At 37.6% G+C, this 25,527-nt stretch carries 21 protein-coding genes; 11 read left to right on the top strand and 10 right to left on the bottom strand.

Annotation, left to right across the window (positions count from 1 at the left end):
• Positions 1–157: 157 nt before the first annotated feature.
• The 5 genes from PTQ27_RS02015 to suhB form a co-directional block, all read right to left on the bottom strand.
• Positions 158–1,600 (bottom strand): MFS transporter, encoded by a 1,443-nt coding sequence (locus tag PTQ27_RS02015; protein WP_273748271.1) that lies wholly within the window; start codon positions 1,598–1,600, stop codon positions 158–160.
• 111 nt (positions 1,601–1,711) lie between these two features.
• Positions 1,712–2,515: a TatD family hydrolase gene (locus PTQ27_RS02010; protein ID WP_273748272.1), complete on the bottom strand. Its 804-nt coding sequence runs from the start codon at positions 2,513–2,515 to the stop codon at positions 1,712–1,714.
• A gap of 60 nt (positions 2,516–2,575) precedes the next feature.
• Positions 2,576–4,159, bottom strand: coding sequence for a carbon starvation CstA family protein (locus PTQ27_RS02005; RefSeq protein ID WP_273748273.1), 1,584 nt, complete (start codon positions 4,157–4,159; stop codon positions 2,576–2,578).
• Between the two features lie 179 nt (positions 4,160–4,338).
• The gene (gene dxs, locus PTQ27_RS02000; RefSeq protein ID WP_273771104.1) at positions 4,339–6,192 is read right to left on the bottom strand and encodes a 1-deoxy-D-xylulose-5-phosphate synthase; all 1,854 of its coding nucleotides are present in this window, start codon (positions 6,190–6,192) and stop codon (positions 4,339–4,341) included.
• 98 nt (positions 6,193–6,290) lie between these two features.
• Positions 6,291–7,103, bottom strand: a complete 813-nt coding sequence (suhB, locus tag PTQ27_RS01995; protein WP_273748275.1) for an inositol-1-monophosphatase — start codon at positions 7,101–7,103, stop codon at positions 6,291–6,293.
• Between the two features lie 179 nt (positions 7,104–7,282).
• Between suhB and PTQ27_RS01990 the strand changes: the two genes are divergently transcribed.
• The 7 genes from PTQ27_RS01990 to PTQ27_RS01960 all read left to right on the top strand — a co-directional run bounded on the left by PTQ27_RS01990 (position 7,283) and on the right by PTQ27_RS01960 (position 14,573).
• A complete protein-coding gene (locus tag PTQ27_RS01990; RefSeq protein ID WP_273748276.1) occupies positions 7,283–8,329 on the top strand; it encodes a TrmH family RNA methyltransferase in 1,047 nt (348 codons plus the stop codon).
• A gap of 20 nt (positions 8,330–8,349) precedes the next feature.
• Positions 8,350–9,234, top strand: coding sequence for an NAD(+) kinase (locus PTQ27_RS01985; protein ID WP_273748277.1), 885 nt, complete (start codon positions 8,350–8,352; stop codon positions 9,232–9,234).
• 172 nt (positions 9,235–9,406) lie between these two features.
• Positions 9,407–10,669 carry a serine hydroxymethyltransferase gene (gene glyA, locus PTQ27_RS01980; protein WP_273748278.1) on the top strand — a complete coding sequence of 421 codons (1,263 nt, stop codon included), beginning with the start codon at positions 9,407–9,409 and terminating at the stop codon, positions 10,667–10,669.
• Between the two features lie 137 nt (positions 10,670–10,806).
• Complete coding sequence (locus tag PTQ27_RS01975; RefSeq protein WP_273748279.1) at positions 10,807–11,601, top strand: peptide ABC transporter ATP-binding protein; 795 nt, start codon at positions 10,807–10,809, stop codon at positions 11,599–11,601.
• Positions 11,602–11,755: 154 nt separating this feature from the next.
• Positions 11,756–12,394: a nitroreductase family protein gene (locus PTQ27_RS01970; RefSeq protein WP_273748280.1), complete on the top strand. Its 639-nt coding sequence runs from the start codon at positions 11,756–11,758 to the stop codon at positions 12,392–12,394.
• Positions 12,395–12,779: 385 nt separating this feature from the next.
• Entirely contained in the window at positions 12,780–14,150 is a 1,371-nt protein-coding gene (gene gorA, locus PTQ27_RS01965; RefSeq protein WP_273748281.1) for a glutathione-disulfide reductase, read from the top strand.
• Positions 14,151–14,222: 72 nt separating this feature from the next.
• Positions 14,223–14,573: a hypothetical protein gene (locus PTQ27_RS01960; protein ID WP_273748282.1), complete on the top strand. Its 351-nt coding sequence runs from the start codon at positions 14,223–14,225 to the stop codon at positions 14,571–14,573.
• A gap of 46 nt (positions 14,574–14,619) precedes the next feature.
• Here PTQ27_RS01960 and fdhE read toward each other — a convergent pair whose 3' ends face one another.
• The 4 genes from fdhE to fdnG are packed head-to-tail and all read right to left on the bottom strand — an operon-like array spanning position 14,620 to position 20,244.
• Positions 14,620–15,537: a formate dehydrogenase accessory protein FdhE gene (fdhE, locus tag PTQ27_RS01955; protein WP_273748283.1), complete on the bottom strand. Its 918-nt coding sequence runs from the start codon at positions 15,535–15,537 to the stop codon at positions 14,620–14,622.
• 48 nt (positions 15,538–15,585) lie between these two features.
• A complete protein-coding gene (locus PTQ27_RS01950; protein WP_273748284.1) occupies positions 15,586–16,263 on the bottom strand; it encodes a formate dehydrogenase subunit gamma in 678 nt (225 codons plus the stop codon).
• Positions 16,256–17,173 carry a formate dehydrogenase subunit beta gene (gene fdxH, locus PTQ27_RS01945; protein ID WP_273748285.1) on the bottom strand — a complete coding sequence of 306 codons (918 nt, stop codon included), beginning with the start codon at positions 17,171–17,173 and terminating at the stop codon, positions 16,256–16,258. The genes PTQ27_RS01950 and fdxH overlap by 8 nt, the downstream gene beginning before the upstream one ends.
• 2 nt (positions 17,174–17,175) lie before the next feature.
• A complete protein-coding gene (fdnG, locus tag PTQ27_RS01940) occupies positions 17,176–20,244 on the bottom strand; it encodes a formate dehydrogenase-N subunit alpha (RefSeq protein WP_273748286.1) in 3,069 nt (1,022 codons plus the stop codon).
• 234 nt (positions 20,245–20,478) lie between these two features.
• On the opposite strand from fdnG, the gene fdhD reads away from it, so the two are divergent.
• The 3 genes from fdhD (at position 20,479) to PTQ27_RS01925 (ending at position 23,350) form a co-directional block, all read left to right on the top strand.
• Positions 20,479–21,291: a formate dehydrogenase accessory sulfurtransferase FdhD gene (gene fdhD, locus PTQ27_RS01935; protein ID WP_434802814.1), complete on the top strand. Its 813-nt coding sequence runs from the start codon at positions 20,479–20,481 to the stop codon at positions 21,289–21,291.
• A gap of 2 nt (positions 21,292–21,293) precedes the next feature.
• Positions 21,294–22,223 carry an AEC family transporter gene (locus PTQ27_RS01930; RefSeq protein WP_273748287.1) on the top strand — a complete coding sequence of 310 codons (930 nt, stop codon included), beginning with the start codon at positions 21,294–21,296 and terminating at the stop codon, positions 22,221–22,223.
• Positions 22,224–22,363: 140 nt separating this feature from the next.
• Complete coding sequence (locus tag PTQ27_RS01925; protein ID WP_273748288.1) at positions 22,364–23,350, top strand: bile acid:sodium symporter family protein; 987 nt, start codon at positions 22,364–22,366, stop codon at positions 23,348–23,350.
• A 51-nt stretch (positions 23,351–23,401) separates the two neighbouring features.
• Here PTQ27_RS01925 and PTQ27_RS01920 read toward each other — a convergent pair whose 3' ends face one another.
• Positions 23,402–23,911, bottom strand: coding sequence for a peptidylprolyl isomerase (locus PTQ27_RS01920; protein WP_273748289.1), 510 nt, complete (start codon positions 23,909–23,911; stop codon positions 23,402–23,404).
• A gap of 161 nt (positions 23,912–24,072) precedes the next feature.
• Between PTQ27_RS01920 and cysS the strand changes: the two genes are divergently transcribed.
• Positions 24,073–25,452 (top strand): cysteine--tRNA ligase, encoded by a 1,380-nt coding sequence (gene cysS, locus PTQ27_RS01915; RefSeq protein ID WP_273748290.1) that lies wholly within the window; start codon positions 24,073–24,075, stop codon positions 25,450–25,452.
• Positions 25,453–25,527: the final 75 nt, after the last annotated feature.

Below are 25,527 nucleotides of genomic sequence, written 5' to 3'. Positions count from 1 at the left end.
TACTTGTTTAGTTTGTTTAAAAAGTGAAAAACCGCTTACAAGCGGTCTATTTTTATTTGCTTTTTGCAAATGATTTCTCGCTTATGATTACCCTTACAAACGGGCAATCAAAGCGAGGGGATTTTAGCATAAAATTAAAAAGAAGAAAAATCACTCATTAAAGTGTTTTTGTTTTTTCTAAAGGCTGAATGTCTTGGTCTATTTGACTTTCTGCACTACTTTGATCTTCATCATTATTTTGATTTTCTGTGGATATTTGAATATTATCAGATTGCACTGTCTCTTCAACCGTTTGAATTTCTTCTGTATCTGGCTCTTCTTCAATATTTTCAAGTTGAGTTTGATATTCTTGTACTGCTGTTTCATCAAATGGAACAAGTTCCTCTTCAACAATTTCTATCTCTTCAACTGTACTTGCAGTTGCAATTGGTGTTGTTAGCTGCATATCCACACGTTCTGCTTTCGGAATTGGTTTGGTTAAAGCGGCACAAACTAATAAGAGAAGCGAAAATAAACCAAATAAGGCATAAAAACCATATTCAGCAGAAATGTCCATTGATAAACCTAGTAATGGCGGGGCAACTAATGCACCGATACCATAGCAAAATAATAATCCTCGGCTTACTTCAACTGTATTCATATTATTCGGTAATTCATCGTTAGCACGAGCAATACTTAACGCATATAAGCTAAACAAGCTACAACCAAATAGAAAGGCGACGAGGTATTGTATCCAAGCGGTCAAATTTTCTTGTAAAATTAAAAATAGCCCAGCCAGTGAGGTAATGGTAGCCATAACAGCACAGGCTAAAATGGCATTTCGTCTGCCTATGCGGTTAGATAAGCTTGCCATCGGTAACTGGCTAATAAAGCCCCCAACCATAGACATCATTAAATAGAGTGAAATTTCGCCTAATGAAAAGCTAAATTTCAGCATAAAGACCGATACCATTGTAAAGAAGCCATTGACTAACATTCCGCTAATAAAACTGGTAATTAAGGCTAATGGCGAAATAGCAAATAAGCGAGGCACGCTAATTCTTTGGCGTTCAGGAATATCTGGCTGAACCATTTTTGTTAGTGCGATAGGAATCATCGACATAACTACTAATATGGTCGCCAGGGTAAAAATATTGTTACTGCTTAGCTCTAAGCTTAATAGACTTACCCCAAGAATAAAGGCAATATAGAAAATAATATTGTAAGTAGCTAACACTTTACCACGATTATCCGTGTTGGTTTTTTCACTCATCCAACTTTCAACGAGGAGCAGTAAGCTGTAGTGGCAGAAGCCTAAAATAATCCGTAATATTCCCCACGCCCAGAGGCTATCAATCATCATATGGCTAAGTGCAGCAACAGCGAAGACTGCACAAAATACACTAAAGGAGCGAATATGTCCGACACTTGAAACAATTCTGTGGGCAAAAATCGTACTTAATGCAGCACCTACAAAGAATGCGGCATTCAGTAAACCGATAATAATGTCAGTAACACCAAGTTCAGCCAGCTTGATCCCTGCAGAGTTAAGGAATAAGCCGTAGCCAAAAAAGAGGAAAAAGATACCAGAGTAAAGGGAATAAAATTTGGTTGTTTGCAATGAAATCTCCTTAAAAGATGGATATTTCCGCTTATTTACGAGCGAATAGCGAAAAATCGCAACCTAATTTATATTTTACCTTTTTCATCTTATATAGGTAAAGCCACATTTTTAAAGCTTATTTTGTCGGGAAAATAGATTATTACTATTTTGCCAAATAGTATCGGCAATAAATTGTGGAGACTCTTGACGTAATTCACAAAGTGAGCGAAAACTAACTAAAAGTCTTTCAGGGCGGTTGGGCTCACCTTGAAATCCAAATACTGGCATATCGGGGGAATCTGTTTCAAGTAATAGGCTTTCTAATGGGAGCCTGCGAATAGTTTCCCGAGTCTTATTCGCTCTGGCATAAGTAATAGTTCCGCCTATACCAATTTTATAGCCTAAATCCACAAATCGTTTTGCTTGTTCGTAACTTCCTGAAAAACCGTGAACAACACCAGTCTGTGGGAGTTGGACTTTTTTTAGAAAAGTATAAAGTTGGTCGTGGCTTTTTCTAGAGTGTAAATTAACAGGAAGGGCAAATTGTTTAGCTAAAGCAAGCTGAGCTTCTAAAAATTCGCATTGCTTTTTCCATAATTTTTCAGTGGTAACTTCAGCAACTGCTTTTTCTAATCCTATTTCGGCTATTGCGGTACATTGAGGATCTTTCTGGCTTAGTAGATTTTCTAATAAATCTAAATGTTGTATGCTATGTTGTTTTATATAAAGTGGGTGAAGCCCTAATCCATAGACTAAGTTTTCTGGTTTTTCTTTTGCACAAGCGGTTACTTTTGCAAAATTTTCTGCAAATACTGCAACAATAAGTATTCGTTCGACTTGAGCTTGTTTTGCATTTTCTACAAGCGTAGAAATACTTAAATTTAAGCTTTCAGATAAATAATCTAGATGTGTGTGTGTATCAAAAAATCGCATAATAAAACCAAGAAAAATGGGGACTAAATTGTCCCCATTTTTTATATCTAAATCAAGCGATTAGTTTGTAACATAAGCATCTTCATCACGCTCAGCAAAAGGCTTAATAAGCGTGAAGAAACAAATAATACAAACAATAGTAATTGCAAAACCAATATAAACAGATAATTGGTAATCTAAGCCGAAGCCGATTTTGTTATTTGCAAGATAGGTACCACATACTGTTGTAATAAACCAAGCAGGGATTGAGCACACCCAGTGGAATTTATTATAACGATATAAGTATGCAGCCGCAGTCCATAACATTACCATTGCAGTCATTTGGTTTGCCCAAGTGAAGTAACGCCATAATACGCTGAAGTCCACTTTTGATACGATAAAGCCTAGTACAAATAATGGAATTGCAATATATAAACGTTTTACTAATGAACGTTGTTCTAAACCAAAGATTTCTGCTAATTGTAAACGAGCGGCACGGAATGCTGTATCGCCAGAAGTAATAGGTAATACTACAACACCTAATACAGCGAAAATACCACCAATAAAGCCTAAGAAGTGTAATGAGCTATCATATACTACTTTAGATGGCGAACCAGCAGAGATTGCATCTTGTAATGCTTGTGGGTTTTCATAGAATGCAAGACCAACCATACACCATACTAATGCAATCACACCTTCAGTGATCATTGCACCGTAGAAAATAAAGCGACCTTCTTTTTCATTTTGTGCACAACGAGCCATTAATGGTGTTTGTGTTGCGTGGAAACCAGATAATGCACCACAAGAGATTGTTAAAAATAGTAATGGCCAAATAGGAACATCACCTTTCACTTGGAAGTTTTGAGTGAATTTTTCCCAAGTTAAACCTTGACCGTCAGCATTGATTGTACGGAAGAATTCAATCGGATCTGCTGCACTTAAATGTGCAGTAATTAAACCGTAAACCATACCTACAGACATAAATAGCAATAATGCACCAAATATTGGGTAGATACGTCCGATAATTTTGTCGATTGGTAATAATGTTGCAACGATATAGTAACAGAAAATAATTAATGTCCAGACTGAAATAACAGTCGCTTTATCCATTCCCCAAACAGTAAGGTTACTTGCTTCAACAGCTTGATGTAAATCTTCAGCATTTGTTACATTGATTGCACCAGATGCACCAACGAAGTCCATTGTGATCGTACCTAATAGTTGTGCAGGGCTTGCAACGAATACTACACCAACTAATAAAAGTAAGATTAATGCCATCACATTGATAAATACTTTAACTGGACGACCTAAGAATTTACCTGCAAGGTTAGGCATTGTCGCACCACCATTACGGATACTTAGCATACCGCAGAAATAGTCGTGTACCGCACCAGCAAAGATACAGCCAAGAACAATCCATAACATTGCAACAGGGCCATATAATGCACCAAGAATAGGACCAAAAATTGGGCCAGTTCCCGCAATATTTAATAATTGAATAAGCCAAATTTTTGTCTTAGACATTGGCATATAGTCAACACCATCATTCATTGAATAAGCGGGTGTTTGTCTTTTTGGATTAATCACGAAGATCTTTTCAATGATTTTTCCATAAACAAAGTAGCCTAGTACAAGTACCGCTACGCAGAAAAAGAACCACAACATAATATAAATCCTATAAATTTAGATAAGACAAGGAGACCTTTTGATATAAATTACGAAAAGGCGATTTATTGTAAGTAGGAGTGCGGATAAAGTAAAATAAATTGTTAGTTTTATGTGAATATTTTCTTAAAAATGTGAGGTGTATCAAAAATCCCCTTTAAAAAGGGGATTTTTATATATTAAGAATAGAGCTTTTGAATTTTAGCTTCGATACCTTTAGCATCTAATTTTAGATCAGCATAAGCTTCCGCTTGGGTGGATTGTGGTACGAAGAAGTCAGGAATACCAAGCATTACAAGCGGTTTAATTTTGCCGATACTTTGCAAGTATTCATTCACAAAGCTACCTGCACCGCCTTGAATAGCATTTTCTTCAAGGGCAACTAAAACTTCGTGTGAATCAGCCATTTTCTGGAGTAGGTCTTCATCTAATGGTTTAATAAAACGCATATCAACTAAGGTATAATCGTGTTTTTCTGCCACAATTTTCGCTTCGTCCAGTAAAGCCCCGAAGTTTAAAATTGCAACTTTTTTGCCTTCTCGAATAATATTGGCTTTGCCTAATTCTAATGGTTGCATCGGTTGTAGCTCAACACCTTTCGCATTACCACGAGGGTAACGAATAGCCGTTGGGGTATTCATTGTATAAGCGGTATAGAGCATTTGACGCATTTCATTTTCATCACTCGGTGCCATAATAGTCATATTAGGAATACAACGCATAAAGCTTAAATCGAAAGCACCTTGGTGAGTTTGCCCGTCTGCACCAACAATACCCGCTCGGTCAATGGCAAAAATAACGGGTAAGTTTTGAATTGCCACATCGTGAATAAGCTGATCGTAAGCACGTTGCAAGAAGCTCGAATAGATTGCCACCACTGGTTTATAGCCTGCAATCGCCAAGCCTGCACCAAAAGTCACTGCGTGTTGTTCGGCAATAGCAACATCAAAATATTGTTCAGGAAAACGTTTTGAAAATTCCACCATTCCCGAGCCTTCACGCATTGCAGGGGTAATGCCGATAAGTTTTGGATCTTGTTCGGCCATCTCGCACAACCAATCACCAAAGATATTAGAGTAGGTTGGAAGTGCCTTCGATTTTGGTAGTTCGCTACTCGTCGGGTCAAATTTAGGTACACCGTGATAACCGATAGGATCGTTTTCTGCCGGTGTGTAGCCTTTGCCTTTTTTAGTACGGATATGTAGGAATTGCGGGCCTTTTAACTCTCGCATATTGCTAAGCGTTTTGACTAACTCCTCAATATTGTGTCCGTCAATCGGGCCGATGTAGTTAAAGCCTAACTCTTCAAATAGGGTACTTTCAGGCGAAAAAATTACACCTTTCATATGTTCTTCACTTTTTTTCATAAAATTCTTAATTGTCGGAACTTTATCAAGAATTTTTTTGCTACTATCACGCACAGAAGTATAAAGTGAGCCAGAGAAAATACGAGCTAAATGATTATTTAATGCCCCAACATTTTCAGAAATAGACATTTCATTATCATTTAAGATAACGAGCATATCGGTATGCAAAGCACCTGCGTGGTTTAATGCTTCAAATGCCATACCGGCAGTAATTGCTCCATCGCCAATTACACACACAGTTTTACGGCCTGCGTTTTCTTTTTCAGCCGCAACAGCAATACCTAAACCAGCACTAATAGAAGTAGAGGAGTGACCAACGCTTAACACATCATAAGGGCTTTCTTCACGCCAAGGGAAAGAGTGAATACCGTCTTTCTGGCGAATCGTGTGCATTTGGTCACGACGACCCGTTAAGATTTTGTGTGGATAAGCTTGGTGCCCAACGTCCCAAATAAGTTGATCAAATGGGGTTTGATAAACATAATGCAATGCAACCGTGAGTTCTACTACACCCAAGCCAGAAGCTAAATGTCCACTAGATTGGCTTACAGATTCTAATAAATAAGCTCGAAGTTCATCTACAACTGTTTGAAGTTGCTCTTTAGAAAGTAAACGTAAATCTTCTGGCGAGTTGATTTCGCTTAACAGGGGATACTTCTTTTGCATAATGTTTATAATCCACATTTAATCAGGAATAATAGATATTCCAATTAAGCACATATAAAAGTGCATTTAAATTTATTTATTAATAAAACCAGTTTAAATTAGGCTTTTAATTCTTCAGTTAAAGTTGGTTGAATACTGTTTAAAATTTCTTTTACTACACGTCCGTTTCCAACCACTAAGTTACCAGATTTTAAGTAATCTGTACCGCCTACAAAGTTAGTGACAATAGCACCTGCTTCACGTGCGATTAATTCGCCCGCCGCAAAGTCCCAAGGTTTTAAGCCAATTTCAAAGAACGCATCAACACGACCAGCTGCCACATAAGCTAAATCTAATGCAGCAGATCCTGTACGGCGGAAATCGGCAACACCATTATTCATTAATGCTTCAAGCATATTAAGGTGTGCAGGGCGGTGTCTTATTACTTTGAAAGGGAAACCCGTTGCCAAAACTGCACTTTTGAGATCACGGCGTTCGGCATCTACACGTAAGCGGAATTCATTTAGTTTTGCTCCTTCGCCACGTACTGCTGTGAAAAGCTCATTACGGATAGGATCGTAAATCACGCCGACAGTTGTGCGTCCATTTTCACGAATAGCGATAGAAACAGAAAAATGAGGTAAGCGTTTTACGAAGTTAGTTGTGCCATCTAATGGATCTATTACCCATTGCACATTTTCATTGCTACCGTTTAAGATGCCAGACTCTTCAGTTACGATCGAATGATCTGGATAAGATTTGCGAATAACATCAATAATCGCAGCTTCAGCTGCTTTATCAATTTCTGTTACATAATCATTTGTATTTTTTTGTGATACCTGAGTATCTTGAGGCGATTGTTCATAGCCTTTGGCAATAATATTGCCTGCTTTTCGTGCAGCACGAATAGCAATGTTTAACATTGGGTTCATATTTCCACCAGATTTTAAAGAACGTAATAAAGGATTTGATTATAAAGAAAGTAGTCAAATAAAGAAATAACAAGCGGTCTAATCAGTAAAAAATTTTGCAAAAAAGTTGCTTTTTCTAACCGCTTGTAACCTAAATTCATTATAATAGCATTAACTTTAGCCATCAATTAGGTATTAAAATGCAATTCAAATTTAAAGAAAATAGTGATAAAGCACGCTTTAAAACAAAAGATGAACGTAAATTTAATGAACGTTCTCCTCGCTTTTCAGAAAAAAACACCGAATATAGAGAAAATCGCACAGAAAATCGTAGAGATAGCCGTAAACCTCGTTTTAATCGAGAAGAAAATCACCGCCCAGAACAGATTTATCCAACCGAAGGCAGAAAAGCCAGTGGAGAAGGTAATGTACAAATTTGGGTGAAAGGTGGAAATTCGGCGGTTAAAGAGAAAAAAACAGGCCCGCTTTCGCCTCGAGCCCCTGAAAAAATTAAGAAAAACCGAGCCGAAGAAATGAAAGTGTATGGTGAAAATGCGTGTATTACCTTATTCCAGCAACGTCCGGAATCTATTGTGCGTTTATGGGCGACGGTTGAAGGAGCAAAAAAATTAGGTGATCTAATGAGCTATTTAGCTGAGCATAAAAAAGCCTATCACGTAATAGATCGTGCCGAAATGGAGCGTGTAACCGGCACTGAACATCACGGCGATATGTGCTTATTAGTGAAAAAATCCGCTTCTTTTGTATTAGACGGTTATTTACAAGTACCGAAAAAACAAGATTGCTTGGTATTACTTGATGGTGTTAATAACGCTCAGAATGTAGGTGGTATCGTGCGTACCTGTGCATTTTATGGTGTGAAGGGCATTATTACGGAAAATGTGGATACGCTCAATTCCAGTGCCGCTGCCCGTGTTGCCGAAGGTGGATTAGAGTTTGTTCGGGCATTAGAAACGAAAAACAAACAGATTGCTCTTGTGCAATTACGTCAAGCAGGCTACCAAATCGTCCATTTAACTCGCCACAAGCAGGCAACAGCACTAACAAAAGTAAAATTGGCCGAGAAAGTGGTTTTCGTATTAAGTGAAATTCCGGCAAGCGAAATTGTTTACGAAGAAGATACGACGGTTCAGCTCTCTTTTAATAACCCACTAAATAGCGGTTTGAATGTAGCGGTTAATGCAGGTATTTTGTTAAACCAATGGTATCAAACGCATACTCTTTAAAGGCAAAATAGGGGAAAAAGATGAATCAGCAAAAGCCATTTGAAGTTATCGCCATAGTTGGTACTCCTCGCCATAATAACGCTTTGGAGACTCACTTAACGGTTTATAATTGGTTAAAAGATCGCAATTATACGATTTTGGTTGAGAACAGCGTGGCAGAGCAACTGCAGCTTGATGAAAGTTATTCATTAGATGAAATTGGCCAGCGTGCAGAATTAGTAATAGTTATTGGTGGCGATGGTAATATGCTAGGAATGGCTCGAGCATTAGCAAAATATCGAGTGCCACTTATTGGTATTAATCGTGGCAATTTAGGCTTTCTAACTGACATCGCTCCTCAGACTGCCTTTGAGCAACTTTATAGTTGTTTAATGAAAAATGAATTTGTAATTGAAGAGCGTTTTTTACTTGAAGCTTGTGTTGAACGAAATGGCAAAATTATCTCTTCAAATAATGCGTTAAATGAGATTGTAATTCACCCAAGCCAAATTGCTCGCATTATTGAATTTGAAGTTTATATTGATGGTAAATTTGCTTTTTCTCAGCGGGCAGATGGTTTAATTGTCTCTACTCCAACGGGATCAACGGCTTATTCTCTTTCTGCAGGCGGGCCTATTCTTACCCCAAATATGAATGCGATTGCATTAGTACCAATGCACCCGCATACGCTATCTTCTCGCCCGTTAGTTGTTGATGGAGACAGCCATATTTCGTTGCGTTTTTCTAAACAAATAACCTCAGAATTAGAAGTAATTTGTGATGGGCAAGTCGCTTTACCATTTACTCCTGAAGATAGAGTGTTGGTACGGAAAAGCATCGATAAATTACAGCTATTACACCTAAAAGATTATAACTACTTTACCGTATTAGGCTCAAAATTAGGCTGGGCGAGTAAGTTATTTTAAGAAGCTAGCAGCCGTTTTTTTGGTAAAATTTGGCAAAAATACGACCGCTTGTTTATTGAAATTTTAAATATTATTTTTATGTAAATAACACTATCTATCCTATTAAAAAATGCGTAAAATGTACGGGAAAACAACATACGCAAACGTTTACTTAAGATTATGGGGGTACTCAATGTTAAAGCGTGATATGAATATTGCAGATTATGATTCGGTTTTATGGCAAGCGATTTTAGATGAAGATCGTCGCCAAGAAGAACATATTGAATTAATTGCTTCAGAAAACTACGCAAGCCCGCGTGTAATGCAGGCACAAGGATCTCAATTAACCAATAAATATGCGGAAGGCTACCCAGGTAAACGTTATTACGGCGGCTGTGAGTACGTTGATATTGTCGAGCAATTAGCGATTGACCGTGCAAAAGAGTTATTTGGTGCAGATTATGCTAACGTGCAGCCACATTCAGGCTCTCAAGCAAATGCAGCTGTTTATATGGCATTATTAAACCCAGGTGATACGATTTTAGGTATGAGCCTTGCACATGGTGGGCATTTAACGCACGGTGCTTCGGTGAGTTTTTCTGGTAAAATTTATAAAGCGGAACAGTATGGCATTACTGATGAAGGTTTAATTGATTACGATGCATTACGCAAACAAGCACAAGACGTAAAACCTAAGATGATCGTTGCAGGTTTCTCCGCTTATTCTCAAGTAATTGATTGGGCAAAAATGCGTGAAATTGCAGATGAAGTCGGTGCTTATTTATTTGTAGATATGGCTCACGTAGCGGGTTTAATTGCAGCTGGAGTTTACCCAAACCCACTTCCGCACGCACACGTAGTGACAACAACAACGCACAAAACATTAGCAGGACCTCGTGGTGGTTTAATTTTATCAGCAGCAGGCGATGAAGAAATTTATAAAAAACTACAATCAGCCGTATTCCCAGCTGGTCAAGGCGGTCCGTTAATGCACGTGATTGCAGCAAAAGCAGTTTGCTTTAAAGAAGCATTAGAGCCTGAGTTTAAAGCATACCAACAACAAGTGGTTAAAAATGCAAAAGCAATGGTTGAAGTCTTTAAACAACGTGATTTTGATGTGGTATCAAATGGTACAGAAAACCATTTATTCCTCGTGAGTTTTGTAAAACAAGGTTTAACGGGTAAAGCAGCTGATGCGGCTTTAGGTGCGGCAAATATTACCGTGAATAAAAACTCTGTACCGAATGATCCACAAAAACCGTTTGTGACATCTGGCATTCGTGTTGGTACACCATCAGTTACTCGCCGTGGCTTTAAAGAAGAAGATGTTGCTGCGTTAGCAGGTTGGATGTGCGATGTATTAGAAAGTATCGGTAAAGATAATCACGAACAAGTGATTGCAGATACTAAAGCAAAAGTATTAGATATTTGTAAACGCTTACCTGTTTATGCATAATTAAAAAATATGCTTACAAGCGGTAATATTTGCTAAAAATATTACCGCTTTTCTTTTTGTGAAAGCTTCTGTTGTCGCTAGATTTTAATTCTGTTTAGGGTAAACTACGCTTATTTTCATATTCACTTATACAGTTTATGGCATTATTAGAAGTCCACAACCTTAATAAACGTTTTGTTGAACGTGTCAGCCTCTTTCATAAGCAAGATTTTTATGCAGTGAAAAACGTTTCTTTTAGCTTAAATCGTAAAGAAACACTCGCTATTATTGGTGAAAATGGAGGTGGGAAATCAACATTAGCGAAGATGATTGCAGGTATTGTTGAGCCAACGTCTGGAATGTTAATTTTTAGAGGGAATACACTCTCTTTTGGCGACTATAAATATCGGGCAAAACATATTCGAATGATGTTGCAAGATCCAAATGATGCTTTTGATCCAAATTATAATATTGGACAAATTTTAGATGCACCATTAAGACTGGCAACAGATTTAACCGAAGAGCAACGTAACGAGCGTATTTTTAATACATTGCGTTTAGTCGGAATGTACCCAGAACACGCACTAATTCCTATTTCTGAAGCATCAAGCGGGCAAAAACAGCGTGTAGCACTTGCAAGAGCCTTAATTTTGGAGCCAGAAATTATTATTGCAGATGATACAATGAGTTCGCTTGATTTTTCGGTAAAAACACAATTAACCAATTTATTGTTAAATGTTCAGCAAAAGCAAGGTATTTCTTATATTTATGTTGGACAAAATTTAGGGCTAATTAAGCATATTGCCGATAAATTAATGGTAATGCAAAATGGGGAAATTGTGGAATATGGGGCAACAAAAGAAATTTTACTTGATCCACAACATCAAATAACTAAACGCTTAATTGAAAGCCATTTTGGTAAATTGCTCACAGAAGAGGCTTGGGCAAACTAAAAATGAGAGGAGATTTTCGATTCCCCTTTGTTATTTTTTCTTGATTTTGACTTATCTCAACAAACTCTCTGAATACCCCTTTTCAATTATTACATTTCATTCTGCTAGGCGATAGACTATTTAAATTATCGTAAGTAACAAATAGGAGAAGAAGATGGAATTAAAGAATGTTATTGAACAACGTAAAACCATTAAGGCCTTTAGTAGCAATGTTAAGATTAGCCGCACTGAATTAGAAGAAATGTTATCTTTAGCACAATTAGCCCCTTCAAAAGCAAATTTACAGCCTTGGCGATTTGTTGTTGTGGATGATGAAACGATTAAAAACGAATTGTCGAAAAACGTTGCATTTAATGGTCCACCTTGCGAAACAGCTTCTGCTGTGATTGCAATATTTGCCGATTTACAATATGAGAAATTATTAGGCGATATTTTAGATCATTCTGTAGAAATGGGATGTTTACATTCAAATTTTCGTGATCGTAATTTTGACTTTTTATTGAGCGTTCATAATCAAGCTAAACCAGAAGAAATTCGGGATCAAGTGCTTATTGATTCAAGCTTAGCGGCAATGCAATTAATGTTAATTGCAAAAGACCGAGGTTATGATACTCACGCAATAGGTATCTTTGACCGTAAAGCTGTTCTAGCATTATTAGATGTTGATGCAACACGCTATGCACCAGTAATGCTATTAGCTATCGGGAAAGCTTCAAACCCTGCATTGCCGAGCTGTCGTTTGCCATTAGCTTATACTGTATCGTGGAATAATGGTAAAGAATTTAAAAAATAGTTAAGAATAGTTAATATTAAAATACAAGCGGTCGAATCTCTTAATTTTTTTGCAAAAAATTGTTAGAATTTGACCGTTTGTGTTTTTATTGTTATTTTATAGAGCGATATAGATACAGAAATTGTGTTTGTGCTAACATTTCAAGCAAATTATTTTTGCTCTCCGCTGCTTATAATTACGAATTTATTAACATTTCAAGCTTGATACAACAATGTGGTATTTGGCGATTATTTATTTCCTTATATCAGCATTAATAATGACATAGAGTAACAAAATGCTAAATATGCAGCATTTAGAGGCACAAACCTATTACAAAAATTTAATGCTTTTTTTATAAAAGTGATTAGAATAGCTCGCTTTTTAGAATATAAGTTAAGGAATTATTATGGCAAAACACTATAATTATATTGCTATCGGTGGCGGCAGTGGAGGTATTGCTTCTATCAATCGTGCGGCAAGTTATGGGCAAAAATGTGCAATTATTGAAGCTAAACATTTAGGTGGTACTTGTGTAAATGTTGGCTGTGTACCTAAAAAAGTAATGTTTTATGGGGCACAAATTGCAGAAGCAATTAATAGCTACGCACCTGATTACGGCTTTGATGTAACTGTTAAAAATTTTGATTATGCGAAACTTGTTGAAAGCCGCCAAGCCTATATTGGTAGAATTCACACCTCTTATGGCAATGTATTAGGCAAAAATAATGTAGATGTTTTAAATGGTTTTGCTCGTTTTAAAGATACTAAAACGATTGAAGTAAGTTACGCAGATGGCTCAACTGAAGAAGTTACAGCAGATCACATTTTAATTGCAACAGGTGGACGTCCATCTATTCCGTCAATTAAGGGGGCTGAATATGGCATTACTTCAGATGGTGTATTTGAATTAAATGCGTTGCCAAAAAGCATTGCTATTGTTGGTGCGGGTTATATTGCCGTAGAGTTAGCAGGCGTATTTAATAGTCTTGGTGTTCAAACGCATTTATTTGTACGTAAACACGCACCTATGCGTAATCAAGATCCGTTAATTGTTGAAACATTAGTTGAAGTATTAGCACAAGATGGTATTGAGCTTCATACACAAGCTATTCCTCAAGAAGTTGTTAAAAATGCAGATGGTTCTTTAACACTTAAATTAGAAGATGGCCGTGAAACAACTGTCGAAACTTTAGTTTGGGCGATAGGACGTGAGCCAGCAACTGATGTTATTAATCTAGAAGTAACAGGTGTTGCAACTAATGATCGTGGCTTTATTAAAGTGGATAAATTCCAAGATACCAATGTACCAAATATTTATGCAGTAGGCGATATTATTGAAGGTGGTATTGAATTAACACCTGTTGCTGTTGCTGCGGGTCGCAGATTATCAGAACGTTTATTTAATAATAAACCAAATGAGCATTTAGATTACAATTTAGTGCCTACGGTAGTATTTAGCCACCCACCTATCGGTACAGTAGGTTTAACAGAGCCACAAGCGATAGAGCAATATGGTGAAGAAAATGTAAAAGTGTATAAATCCTCTTTTACTGCGATGTACACTGCAGTCACTCAGCATCGCCAGCCTTGCCGAATGAAATTAGTTTGTGTTGGTAAAGATGAAAAAGTAGTAGGGTTACACGGCATTGGTTTTGGTGTTGATGAAATGATCCAAGGTTTTGCCGTTGCGATTAAAATGGGGGCTACAAAAGCTGATTTTGATAATACAGTAGCTATTCATCCAACTGGTTCTGAAGAATTTGTTACTATGCGTTAGTTAGTTTGACGTTAAATATAATAGAATATTAGCCACATTAATTTTATTGTGGCTCATTTTAGGGTAATAATAATGAAAACTTTTCCTGGTTTTTATATTATTGGTTTCCTATTTGCTGAAAATGCTATTGTATATGCAAATGAGACAATTTCATCAAATAGGTTAGTGAGTGCCAATCAACAGTTAGATAAAATTGCAGTTAAAGTCTCTGAACGCAAGATCTTAAAGCAGCCAAATGCGAGCAAGCAAGAAGAGGGAGAGGTTAGTAGCTTCTCTATGGAGGAATTGCGTGTTGGGGCACAGCGAATTTTAGATGAGTCTGAGATTCAATATTTTAAATCTCAATGTCGGTATGCATTTATGTCTGACAAAGAAATTATTGAAAATCGCTGTGAGACTAAAAAGGTATCTTTCCCGAAATAAATAATAAAACGGAGCAAGGCTCCGTTTTTGTTTTTAGTATGGTAGATTACTCAACTTGAAATAGGAATGGATTTAATGCACTTCTAGAAAAGCCTTTTTGTTCCATTTCTGAGTCTAAGAAAAGGGTAGCGAGATCGTCTGCCACGGGCTCAACATTAAAGTCTTTGTCTTGATATAATATTTTTAAATAGGAATGACAGTCTCCGCAGCTTTCCGCTTTAACTGCGGCTTCAACATTATCTAAACTCCAATAATCCAGCTTCCCAGATTCATCACAATTTGTGCATTTTGCACGAACAACATGCCATTCACTTTCACATAAAGAGCAATGCAGATAACGCAATCCTTGTGCTTCCCCAAAGTGAATAACACTAGTAACAGGGGCTGAGTTACAAACAGGACATAAATGTTTATGCCCGACTTCAGGTCTTACATTTCTTGGTAGCTGTTGTGCAAGTTGCACCCAATATAGTGATAGAGCCGCCCAGATAAAGACTGCTTTATCGGCTCCAACAAGTTCATAATGTTCACCAAGTAAATTATCCGCAAGAGATTCAAGTTCGGAACTTGAGGCTTTTTCCAACCATTCAAGTGTTGAAAGAATAGTATTATTTGCATAAGGCTTAAATCTTTCAATAATAGCTAATAGCAAATTACGCCATTCATCTGTTCGCTGAAAGTGTTGAGCATTTAGTGGTTTATCGCCTTGTGTAAACTCAACGCAAGCGGTTATTTTTTCTGAATAATTTGCAATAGGTTGGCTTTCTAACAACTCTAACTGAATATCAACTAAATTAGCAGCGAATTCCATATAGTCGCCGAAAGGGTTTTCTTTTGCTAATTCTCGTAACCGTTTTGCTCTGCGAGAATAAAGGTTTTTAGGATTAGCAAATAAAAGCTCGGGCTGCTGAAATGAGCTAGCCGCTTGCTTAATTTCATCTTGAGGTAAAATTTTGATACTCATAATTCTCTCTAAAATAAAAGTGCGGTGATTGTACCGCACTTTGAATTATTATTTACTGTTTTGTTCAGCAACTTTCTTTTCTAACTCTGGTAAAACTTCTTCACGATACCATCTTGGGTGGTGTTTCTTCGCCCAGCGAACCGTTACCCAGCCTTCAACCATACCTCTGATTGAGCCTTTAACCCAGAATGCCATATAAATATGAACAAGGATACCGGTAAATAGCAAGAATGCACTGGTTGAGTGAAGTAAAATTGCAATTCTAAGCACAGGAATTGAGAAGTAGTGAGAGAAGAATTGTCTCCACATAATAATTCCTGTTGCTAGAAGGGTAAACATTGCAAGAATTAGTGTCCAGAATAGTAATTTCTGACCTAAGTTATATTTACCGTTATCAGCAACTTTATGTTCGTTACCTTTTAGAACTTCAACAATGCCTTTTGCCCAGCGGATATCATTTTTCTCTGGAATATTATGGTGCCAATAAAGGAAGGCCATAATAATGAATGCAATAAACATTACAATACCAGTGAACGGGTGAACCGCACGTGCAATTTGAGGTGTACCTAAAATTTCAGTTAGCCAAGCAAAATCCGGGAAGAAAAATGCCACACCAGTAAACATTGTCATAAAAAACGAGATAACTAAGAACCAGTGGCTAACACGAGCTAAAGGTTTATGACGAACAACTTTAGTATCATTCGTTATTTCGAATTTCTTACTCATGTTTTCCTCCTGTTTCATTTTCATCGTGTTCTTCGTGATCTTCAACATCTTCTTCAGTGTTTGGACCAATGGTTACATAGTGAGCAACTTCAGCTAATGCTAAGCCACCTAATGCAACTGCTGCAACTGGTTTTAAGATGTCTTTCCATAATGTTACGGTTACATCAATTTTCGGATCTTTCGGAAGACCAGAATAAAGCTCAGGTTTGTCTGCGTGATGTAATACATACATTACGTGAGTACCACCGACACCTTCAGGATCGTATAGTCCTGCGTTTTCGTAACCTCGAGCTTTCAGATCTGCAATACGTTGCTGAGCATAGAATTTCATTTCTTCTTTGCTGCCAAAACGAATTGCACCTGTCGGGCAAGTTTTCACACAAGCCGGTTCTTGACCTACAGCTACACGATCAACACAAAGTGTACATTTATATACACGGTTGTCTTCAGGGTTCATTCTAGGAATATTGAACGGACAACCAGCAATACAGTAACCACAGCCGATACATTTGTCTGATTGGAAATCAACAATACCGTTTGCGTATTGAATAATAGCCCCCGGTGCTGGGCAAGCTTTTAAACAACCAGGCTCAGTACAATGCATACAACCATCTTTACGAATTAACCATTCTAGACGATCATTTTCTTCAACTTCGTTGAATTTCATCACTGTCCAAGCTTTTGCATTAAGATCTGCAGGGTTGTCATAAACACCTACACAAGCGGCATCGATATCAGAGCGGATGTCATTCCACTCTGAACAGCCAACTTGACAAGCTTTACAGCCGATACAAGTGGTTACATCAATGAGTTTTGCAACTTCAATTTGATGAGAACGAGCTTGTGGTGCAGGTGTTAAGCCTGATGTTGCGGAAGCTTTAATAATGTTTTGTGATTGAACTACACCCATTTCTAGCCTCCAATTTTCTCAATATTTAACAACATACATTTCGACTCTGGTGTATTAGAGTTTGGCTCACCTGAACGAACAGTTAAGTTATTTGCAAAATAACCTTTTTTCGCACCAGTTGTCGCAGCAAAGCCCCAGTGAATAGGAATACCAATCGTATGAATTGGTTTGCCATCAGACACTAATGAACGAATACGTTTTGTAACGACCGCAACAGCTTTAATTTCGCCACGTTTAGACCAAACACGAACTTTATCACCATTGTTAATGCCTTTTTCTGCCGCTAATTTATCACCAATCTCAACAAATTGTTCTGGTTGAGCGATAACGTTGATTAGTGCATTCTTCGTCCAATAGTGGAAGTGCTCAGTTAATCGGTAAGTTGTTCCCACATATGGGAAATCTGCCGATGTACCTAAATCTTCTTTATCTGTTGGTAATACTCGGGCAACTGGGCTTGAAATCACATTCGGGTGAAGTGGATTCGTACCAATCGGTGTTTCTAATGGTTCATAGTGTTCTGGGAACGGACCATCAACCATACGCTCACGAACGAATAAACCACTCACCCCCTCAGGTTGCATAATAAATGGCATTGTTGGGCTATTTGGTGGTGCTGTACCAAAGTCAGCAACATCCACATAGTTCCAGTTTTTACCATTCCATTTCACTAATTGGCGTTTTGGATTCCAAGGATTACCATTTAAGTCCGCAGAAGCACGGTTGTATAAAATACGACGGTTTGCCGGCCACGCAAATGCCCAACCTAATGTGTTACCTAAACCTGAAGGGTCTGAGTTATCACGGTTTGCCATTTGGTTACCTTTTTCTGTCCATTGACCGGTATAGATCCAACAAGCTCCAGACGTTGTACCATCATCACGCATTTGTGCAAAGCTTGATAATAATTCACCTTTTTTCAGGATGATATTACCATTAGCATCTTTGAGATCTTCTAATGCATAACCATTGTTTTCTTTTGCAATTTCTTCTGGTTTTGGCTCTAGTGGATCCACATAATTCCAGGTCATCGCTTCTAATGGTTCAAGCGGTGCTTTTCCGCCTTCTTTATGATAAAGGTGGATTAATTCTGCACGTAATTCAGAGAGAATATCTACATCTGGCTTAGCTTCGTGTGGTGGTTCAGAAGCTTTCCAGTGCCATTGTAACCAACGACCAGAGTTAGCGATAGAACCATTCTCTTCAGCGAAACAAGTTGTTGGTAAACGGAATACTTCTGTTTGAATTTCTTCTGTTTTTACATTGTTAAATTCGCCGTAGTTTTTCCAGAACTCAGATGTATCAGTAATAAGCGGGTCAAAAATAACTAAATATTTCAAGTTACTTAATGCTTTGATAATTTTCTGAGAATTCGGGTAAGACGCAATAGGGTTCATACCTTGGCAGAAATAACCATTAACTTTACCTTGATACATATCTTCGATGAAACGGAAGTGATCCGTACCACCTTTTTGTAGTTTTGGTAAGAAATGGTAGCCAAATTCATTTTCTGCAGTTGCTTTATCACCATAGAACGATTTAAGCATACTCACCATAAATTTAGGTGTATTTGCCCAATAGTTTACTTGGTTTTGACCTAATGCTTTTGGTGTAATACGGTTTAAGAATGATTCTAAACTGGTATCTGCTTCTGTTGGTAATGGTAAGTAAGCTGGTAAACGAGCAGGGAATAAACCTAAGTCTGTAATACCTTGTACGTTTGAGTGTCCACGTAGTGCGTTTACCCCACCACCAGCAACACCGATGTTACCGCAAAGTAACTGAATCATTGCCATCGAACGGATGTTTTGTGCACCAACAGTATGTTGAGTCCAACCTAAAGCATATAAGAATGTTGCCGCTTTTTCTGGTGAAGCTGTTTTTGCAATTTCTTCACAGAAAATGTGGAAATCTTTTTGTGGTGTACCAGTAATACGTTCAACCATTTCTGGCGTATAGCGAGAAACGTGGTCTTTTAAGACATTGATAACACATCTTGGATCTTGAAGGGTTAAATCACGTTTTGGATTGCCTTCTTCATCCATTTGGTATGCCCAAGTAGATTTATCTTTATAGGTACGAGTTGCTTCGTCATAGCCGGTAAATAGGCCATCTTCAAATTTAAAGCCTTCGTTAATTAAGAAGCTTGCATTTGTATAGTGACGAACATATTCGTGTTGAATTTTATCATTTGTTAGAAGGTAGTTAATTACACCTGATAGGAAGGCAATATCCGTACCTGGACGTAATGGCATATAGATGTCAGCGACAGCAGCACTACGGTTAAAGCGTGGATCAACCACCATTAACTTCGCACCGTTTTGTTTCTTCGCTTCAACAGCCCAACGGAAGCCAACAGGGTGAGCTTCAGCTGCGTTACCGCCCATTACGATTACTAAATCGGAGTTTTTAATATCAACCCAGTGGTTGGTCATCGCACCGCGACCAAATGATGGAGCAAGACTTGCTACCGTTGGTCCGTGTCAGATACTCGCTTGGTTGTCGGTAAAAATCATTCCAAGGGAGCGAATCCACTTCTGAGTGATAATTCCCGTTTCATTACTACACGCAGAACCAGCTAGGAAACCTGCGGTTAGCCAACGGTTTACTTCTAAGCCTTCAGCGTTATGAGTAACAAAGTTTTCATCTCGGTCATTTTTGATGTGGCGAGCAATACGTTCGATTGCTTCGTGCCAAGAAATACGTTTCCACTCTGTTGAACCAGGTTCACGTACCTCAGGATAGTGTACACGGCGATCGCTATTTACATAGTCTAATGCACCGGCACCTTTTGGACATAATGCTCCACGGCTTACAGGATGGTCAGAGTCGCCTTCAATGTGGAAAAGCTTCCCTTTACTATTCATAGCTTCGCCGCCTAAGCTATACATTATCATACCACAGCCTACTGCGCAGTAAGTACAGGTTTGACGAGTCTCTTTGGCTCGTAAGAGTTTATACTCTCTAGGGGCAGCAAGAGCTGTTGCTGGTGCAAAACCTAGCATTGCAGCTGACGTACCCGCCATACCACCTGCACAGACCTTAAAGAACTTCCGTCTTGAGATCTGCATAATCACTCCTAAATCACGTTTGTGAGAATAAAAAGACAAAATTTGATCAAAACAAGTTAATAATTTGATCGAAGAGGTGTATCATTTTCCTCCTTGAACAAGGAAATAGATATACTCTTTTTTAAGTAAATTGGTAAAATCTGAAGGAAATTTGATTTAAACCAAATTTATCCTATTTATGATACAACTTTTTAACAAAATAAACTACTTTTTAAACAAGGAATAATAAATATTGTGAATAAGATCACAAAAAAAAGTGCCAAAAAATTATCATTTTCAATTAGCGGGCTAGAAAGACAGGATTGTGAAGATAATTTAATTTCGGAAGTGCCGGTTGCACTAGTTTATAATGGTATTTCGCATACCGTAATGATGACAACACCATCAGATTTAGAAGACTTCGCTCTAGGATTTTCCTTAGCTGAAGGCATTTTAAACTCCCCTCAAGAATTATATGGTTTAGATGTAATAGAACAACCGACAGGCATTGAAATTCAGCTTGAAATCTCAACTCGTCAATTTGTGTTATTAAAAGATAAACGTCGTTCAATGGCGGGTAGAACAGGGTGCGGCATCTGTGGGGTGGAACAGTTGGAGCAAATTAATCAAAGTTGCAAAATTGTTAAAAAAAATAACCGCTTGCAACCTATTAATCCGCTAATTTTAGAAAACTGTTTAGCACAATTAGAAAAGGCACAGTCTCTATCTAAAGAAACAGGTGCAAGCCACGCTGCTGCTTTTTTTAGTCCTGAAGGGGAATTGCTTGCGATAAGAGAAGATGTTGGCCGTCACGTTGCTTTAGATAAGCTAATTGGTTGGTATGCGAAGGTGAATTTTCCGATAGGCTTTGTTTTTGTAACAAGCCGAGCAAGTTTCGAAATGGTACAAAAATGTTTAGCGGTTGGTATTGAAATGTTATGTGCCATCTCAGCAACAACTGAAATGGCAGTTAAAATGGCAACTGATAATCAATTTACTTTATTGGCTTTTACTCGTAAAGGAAAAGCAACGATTTATGCTGGAGAAGAGAGACTTTCTCTTGATTAGAAATGGATATAGCAATTTTATTAGCCGATACAATCGTACAATTAACACTAATGGTGATTTTTGGGTACTTAGTGGTAAAAGCTAAATTATTAAAATCAGAACAAAGCTACCCAATTTCTGTTGTCGGGTTATATGTTATTAGTCCTGCAATGTTAATTACTGCTTTCCAAGTTGAATATTCAAAAGATATTCTAACAGGATTATATTTAGCTTTTATAATGGCTTTAGTATTAAGCAGTTTACTGATTTTGTTGGGGTGGATTTTTAAGAAAACATTAAAGCTGGATAATATTGAGCAAGCCACATCAGTTTATTCTAATTCGGGTAATTTGATTATTCCGATTGTAGCCTCATTATTTGGCACAGAGTGGGTAATTTATTCTACGGCTTTTATTGTGGTACAAAATGTCCTTTTCTGGTCGCATTTACGCTTATTAATTTGTGGAAAAGGCAACGTACCTTTTAAAAAGATGATCTTAAATGTCAATATTATTGCCATTATAGTTGGAATGGCGATGTTTTTATTGCAGATAAAACTACCATCAACTATTGCAGGAACACTATCTACTTTAGGGCATATGCTTGGGCCTTTAGCAATGCTTGTCGCAGGTATGCTTATTGCCTCTATTCCGTTTAAAGAAATTATTAGTGATAAACGTATTTACTTAGTCTCTTTTTTACGTTTAATTTTAATGCCTCTTATTTTATTAGTTATTATAAAATTATGTGGTTTTTCAACTTGGGTAGAGAATGGCAGTATTATTGCAATGATTAGTTTTTTAGCAACAACAAGCCCAGCTGCTGCAACGGCAACACAAATGGCTTTGGTTTATGGGCAAAATGCCAAAAAGGCAAGTGCCATTTATGGTGTAACAACTTTACTTTGTGTTTTTACAATGCCGATGATTATTGCGTTATACCAACTATTTTAGTAAAAGTGAGTTCGTATTTAAGGAAGTACAAGCGGTCTCTTTTTATATTACTTTTACAAATAATTAAGTTATAGAATTGACTTATAGATGAAATTCGTCAAAATCTAAATGCGTTATAAAAATAATATAGGACACAACATATGAACTTTCTTAAAAAAATTAGCCAATTATTGGCTAGAAATACGGCATTGGTGATTATTTTAACTGCGATAGTCACTTTCTTTATTCCAGACTTATTTACGTGGGTAAAGGGCGATGCACAAGTATTAACACTTGGCATTATTATGCTTTCAATGGGAATGACCCTCGGCAAAAAAGATTACCAAATTTTAGTTCAACGCCCATTAGATATTTTCATAGGTACTGTTGCCCAGTACACCATAATGCCTTTCATTGCCATTACGATTGCGAAAGCATTTGATTTATCAACAGGTTTAACACTTGGCTTAGTGTTAGTTGGCAGTTGCCCTGGTGGTGTTGCCTCTAACATTATGAGCTTTTTATGTAAAGGCGATGTTGCCTTTTCGGTAGGAATGACAACGGTTTCTACAATTATTGCACCGGTAATGACTCCGCTATTATTAAACTATTTAGTTGGCGAAACGATAGCAATGGATGGCTGGGCAATGTTTAAATTTATGCTCTTAGTAACTATTTTACCGGTAGCATTAGGATCTTTCTTTAATATGTTTTGTCATAAAGCAAGATGGTTTAAAGATGTTCAAGCAACCACTCCAGGTGTTGCTGTAATTGCTTTTGCTTGCATTGTTGGTGGCGTTGTAGCAGTACACGGCGAACGTTTCTTAGAATCAGGTTTAGTAATTTTAGTTTGTGTTGCTATCCATAACTTTATCGGATATATATTAGGTTTTTCAGCAGGACGATTATTTGGTATGACGACCGCTAAAAAACGAACATTATCAATAGAGGTTGGCGTACAAAATGCAGGATTAGCAACAGGGCTAAGTGCCAAATTTTTCCCAACAAGTGCTGAATCCATTATTGCTTGTGCGGTTGCTTGTGTATGGCATTCTGTTTCAGGCTCTGTGCTTGCAAATGTCTATCAGTGGTGGGACAAAAAACAGCAACTAGGTAACAAAGCTCAAATGCAGCTAGAGCAAGCATAAATGAAAATGGTCGATTGAAATCACTTCAATCGACCATTTTTTATAAGGGAATTAAGCTACAGTAACAGATTCAATTACGACATCTTCTACTGGTACATCTTGGTGGAAACCTTTATTACCTGTTTTCACACCTTTGATTTTATCAACCACGTCCATTCCTTCAACTACTTCGCCAAAGACTGCATAGCCCCATTCTTGCACAACAGTTTTGCCGAACATCTCTTTTGAACGGTAGTCTAAGAATGTATTATCTGCCACGTTAATAAAAAATTGTGAACTTGCTGAGTGTGGATCAGAAGTACGAGCCATTGCTAAAGTACCACGTTTATTGCTTAAACCGTTGCTCGCTTCGTTTTGGATTGGTGCTTTGGTATTTTTTTCTGTCATTCCAACCGTCATACCACCACCTTGAATCATAAAACCATCAATAACACGGTGGAAAATGGTTCCGTTATAAAAACCTTCTTTGCAATAATCTTCAAAGTTTTTTGCCGTTACGGGGGCTTTTTCAAAATTTAATTCAATTTTAATATCACCAAAATTGGTATGTAATGTAATCATTCTGTGTTCCTTAATAAATAAAAATGGAATAGGGAATTAAAATCTTCTCTATTATTAAAAAGTTTTGCTGAAATTGCAAAATTTTCTAAAAAAACGACCGCTTATTCGCTATACTTAACCCTATTTTTAGTAGTGAATCATATTTCTATAACGAGGACCCTATGCTCAAAATTTATAATACTTTAAAACGTGAAAAAGAAGAATTTAAGCCGATTAATCCAAACCAAGTGGGAATGTATGTCTGTGGTGTTACGGTTTACGATCTTTGTCATTTCGGGCACGGGCGAACCTTTGTTTCTTTTGATGTGATTGCTCGTTACCTACGTTATTCTGGTTACAACTTACGCTATATCCGCAATATTACTGATGTGGATGATAAAATTATCAAGCGCGCGTTAGAAAATAATGAAACCTGCGATGAGCTAGTCGAGCGAATGATTGCAGAAATGCACAAGGATTTCGATGCATTAAATATTTTACGCCCAGATGTTGAGCCTCGTGCAACCAAGCATATTCCGGAAATTGTGGCGATGGTAGAAAAACTCATCAAAAACGGACACGCTTATGTTGCTGCAGACGGTGATGTAATGTTTGATGTCGAATCTTACCAAAAATATGGGGCTCTATCTCGCCAAAATTTAGAACAACTGCAAGCAGGAGCAAGGGTTGAAATTAAATCAGTGAAGAAAAACCCGATGGATTTTGTGCTTTGGAAAATGTCAAAAGAAGGCGAGCCAAGCTGGGAAAGCCCTTGGGGCAATGGCCGCCCAGGTTGGCATATTGAATGTTCGGCAATGAATAGCAAAGAGCTAGGCGAACATTTTGATATTCACGGCGGTGGTTCAGATTTAATGTTCCCACACCACGAAAACGAAATTGCACAATCTTGCTGTGCCCACGGTGGCGATTATGTAAACTATTGGCTACATACCGGAATGCTGACGATTGATAAAGAGAAAATGTCGAAATCACTCGGCAATTTCTTCAGTATTCGCCATATGTTAGGTCTATACGATGCAGAATCACTCCGTTATTTCTTCTTAACAGCACACTACCGTTCGTTATTAGATTATAGCATTGATAATCTTGATTTAGCACGTTCTGCACTTGAGCGTTTATATACCGCATTGCGTGGTTGTGATGTGTCAGGAACGGCAATCGGTGGTGAGCAATATGTTGACGCTTTCAAAACTGCAATGGACGATGATTTCAACACACCAGGGGCATTAGCAGTATTATTTGAAATTGCCCGTGAGCTAAACAAACTCAAAACAGAAGATATGGCAAAAGCCAACGGTTTAGCTGTTCGCTTAAAAGAATTAGCTAGCGTATTGGGTTTATTAGAGCAAGACCCAGATGCATTCTTAAAAGGCGATGCTAATGAAGATGAAACTGCTGAAATTGAAGCCTTAATTAAACAACGCAACGAAGCAAAAGCTGCGAAGAATTGGGCGGTTGCTGATGAAGTACGTGATAAACTTAAAGCAATGAATATTGTGTTAGAAGATACACCGAACGGCACAATTTGGCGTAAGGCGTAATTTCTGTATTTAAAGATAACAAGCGGTTGAATTTTGTAAAAATGTTGCAAAATTTGACCGCTTGCTTGTTTATGA

The sequence above is a fragment of the Mannheimia cairinae genome (genome assembly GCF_028649535.1).
In the GTDB taxonomy this organism is placed as follows: Bacteria; Pseudomonadota; Gammaproteobacteria; order Enterobacterales; family Pasteurellaceae; genus Mannheimia; species Mannheimia cairinae.
The sequence above is the reverse complement of the archived record's forward strand: the minus strand, read 5'-3'. Positions and strand labels throughout refer to the sequence as shown.